This window comes from Streptomyces sp. NPDC107559 (genome assembly GCF_055657365.1).
The window spans coordinates 1-3,289 of the sequence record NZ_JBVKBD010000055.1; the positions used below are offsets into that span (position 1 = coordinate 1).

The 3,289-nt window shown below is 72.7% G+C and carries 2 protein-coding genes; both read left to right on the plus strand.

What is annotated here, in order from left to right:
- The coding region (locus tag ACZ7OY_RS44560; protein WP_472251218.1) for a type I polyketide synthase at window positions 1-2,869 on the plus strand (2,869 nt) is incomplete at its 5' end.
- A 20-nt stretch (window positions 2,870-2,889) separates the two neighbouring features.
- A partial coding sequence (locus tag ACZ7OY_RS44565) for a beta-ketoacyl synthase N-terminal-like domain-containing protein (protein WP_472251219.1) occupies window positions 2,890-3,289 on the plus strand: 400 nt, incomplete at its 3' end.

The following is a 3,289-nucleotide window of genomic DNA, read 5'->3' on the forward strand; positions in this document are numbered from 1 at the left end:
CGACACCGAACCCGAGTTCATCACCACCCTCCACAAAAACCGCCCGGAACCCGAAGCCCTGACGACCGCGCTGGCGCAGCTCTGGGTCCGCGGGATCAGTCCGGACTGGCGGGCCGTGTTCGGCGGCCGGGTGGCGCGGCGGGTCGTCCTGCCCACCTACCCGTTCCAGCACCAGCGCTTCTGGCAGCCGAACACGGCCCGGTCCAAGGACGCCACCTCGGTCGGCCTCGGCGCGGTGGACCACCCTCTGATCGGGGCCGCGGTGACCCGTGCGGAGACCGGGGAACTCCTGCTGACCGGCCGGCTCTCGCTCGCGTCCCAGCCCTGGCTCGCGGACCACATGGTCCTGGACCGGGTGCTGCTGCCGGGTACGGCGTTCGTGGAGGTGGCCCTCCGCGCGAGCGGCGAGGTCCAGGTCGGCGTCCTGGAGGAGCTGACGCTGGAGGCTCCGCTCGTGCTGCCGGAACAGGGTGGCGTGCAGTTCCAGCTGGCGGTGGGCACACCCGACGAGGCCGGGCGCCGCGAGCTGGCACTGCACTCCCGGCGGGAGAGCGACGCCCCCGGCCGGCCGTGGGTGCGGCACGCCACGGGACTGCTCGGCGCCGACGAGACACGACCGGAGTGGGATCTCACGCTCTGGCCACCGCACGGTGCGCAGCAGATCGACCTGACTACCCGTTACCAGGATCTGGCCAACCAGGGGTTCGGCTACGGTCCCGCCTTCCAGGGGCTGCGTGCGGCGTGGCAGCGGGGCGACGAGGTCTTCGCCGAGCTGCGCCTTCGTGACGGTCACACCGAGGACGAGAGCGCCTTCTGGCTCCATCCGGCGCTGCTCGACTCCGCGCTGCACGCCATCGAGCTGGGCGCGCTGCCCGGCACCGGCGAGCCGCGGCTGCCGTTCGCCTGGAACGGGGTGCGGCTGTTCGCGACGGGGGCCACGGCGGCACGGGTACGGCTGGCGCCTGCCGGGGCGGGCGCCGTGACGATCGAGGTCGCCGATGTCACGGGCGCGCCCGTCGCTTCGGTGGACGCGCTGGCCGTACGCGCCGTAAGCCAGCGGCAGTTGGGCAGTGGCCCCGGGGCCGACCAGGAGGAACTGCTCCGGGTGGAGTGGGTGCCAGCCGGTCCCGGGACGGCTCCCGTCATCTCCACCGTGCTCCGGCTGCGGGGCGGTGAGTCGGTTCACGACACCGTGCACGAGGCGCTCGCGCGTACGCAGCAATGGCTGTCCGAGGACCGGCCGGACGAGGAGCGACTGGTCGTCGTCACCGAGGGCGCTGTCGCGGTGGCGGACGACGAGGACGTACGCGATCTGCCGGCCGCGGCGGCCCTGGGTCTGCTGCGCTCGGCACAGACCGAGAATCCGGACCGGATCGTCCTGGTGGACGTGGCGGACGGCCAGGACGAGACCGCCTTGGCGGTGGCCCTGGCGACCTCGGACACCCAGGTCGCCGTTCGGGGCGGCCGGGCGCTCACTCCGCGGCTGACGTGGGCCGCCGCGGCCGGAACCGGAGCACCGGCGTTCTCACCCGACGGCACCGTGCTGATCACCGGGGCGACCGGGGCACTGGGCGGACTGCTCGCCCGTCACTTCGTCACCGAGCACGGGGTGCGCCGGCTGCTGCTGGTCAGCCGGCGAGGCCGTGCGGCCGACGGGGCAGAGGAGCTGGAGCGTGATCTGACAGCGCTCGGCGCGGAGGTCACCCTGGCCGCCTGCGACGTCGCCGACCGTACCGCCCTGGACGAGCTGCTGGCCGGGATTCCCGACCGTCATCCGCTGACCGGTGTCGTGCACGCGGCCGGCATCCTCGACGACGGAGTGTTCGCGGCGCTGACACCGGACCGCGTCTCCGCCGTGCTGCGTCCCAAGGTCGACGCGGCACGGAACCTGCACGAGGCCACCCGGCATCTGGACCTGGCCGTATTCGCGCTGTTCTCGTCCGTCCAGGGCCTGGTCGGCGGTGCGGGGCAGGCCAACTACGCGGCGGCCAACGCCTATCTGGACGCGCTCGCCCGGCACCGGCGCGCCCAGGGGCTGCCGGCCCTGTCCCTGGCATGGGGTCCGTGGGCGGAGGGCGGTATGGCGGCCGCGCTCGGCGAGGCCGACCATCACCGGTTCGCCCGGCTCGGAATGGTCCCGATCACACCGGCCCGGGGCATGGGTCTCTTCGACGCCGCCGTGGCGCTCGGCCTGCCGTGCGCCGTCCCGTTGCCCCTCGACCCCGCCGCGTTGCAGGCCCGTGGAGCGGAACTGCCCGCGCTGTTCCGCGGGCTGGTCCGGCCGCAGCCGCGCAGGGCCTCGGCGAACGGAGCGACGACAGCCGCCTCGGGGCCGTCTTTTGTCCAGTTGCTCGCCGGGCTCACACCCGAGGAGCGGGAGGAGCAACTCGTCGCGCTGGTCCGCGCCGAGGTCGCCCGCACACTCGACTACGGCAGCCCGGCGGCCGTGGACTCGCGGCGCGGTTTCAAGGATCTGGGCATCGACTCCCTCACCGCGGTCGAACTGCGCAACCGCCTCAACAAGGCCACCGGTCTGCGGTTGCCCGCCACCGTCGTCTTCGACCACCCGACACCCGACGCGGTCGCGCGTCTGCTGCTGGGCGAACTCGCGCCCGCCGCCGAGGAGTCAGTGAGTTCACCGGCCGACGCATGGGGAGAGCGGGAGATCCGGCGCGTGCTCTCCACACTGTCGATCGAACGACTCCGCGGTTCCGGCCTGCTCGACCGGTTGCTCGACCTCACAGAGCCGGTGCCGACGACCGTTGCCACGCAGGCCACGGCCTCGGCTCCGGACGCCACCGACCTTGACATCGACGCGCTCGACGTCGACGCCCTCGTCCGTATGGCTCGCGAGAGCCACGGCTCCTGAGTCCCTGGAGAAGGAACGGCATGAACAACACCTCGTCCGAAGCGGTCGTGGCAGCACTGCGGGACTCACTCAAGGAGAACGGCAGGCTGCGGCAGCAGAACCAGGAGCTGCTCACGGCATCGCGTGAACCGATCGCCGTCATCGGCATGAGCTGCCGCTACCCGGGCGGTGTCACCTCCCCCGAAGGTCTGTGGGAACTCGTGGAGCGGGGCACCGACGCCATCTCACCGTTCCCCGTGGATCGTGGCTGGGACCTGGAGCGCCTACACGACCCGGACCCGGACCGGCCCGGCACCTCGTACACCCGCGAGGGCGGATTCCTGCACGAGGCGGCGGAGTTCGACGCGGAGTTCTTCGGGATCTCCCCGCGTGAGGCGCTCGCCATGGACCCCCAGCAGCGGCTGCTCCTGGAGACCTCCT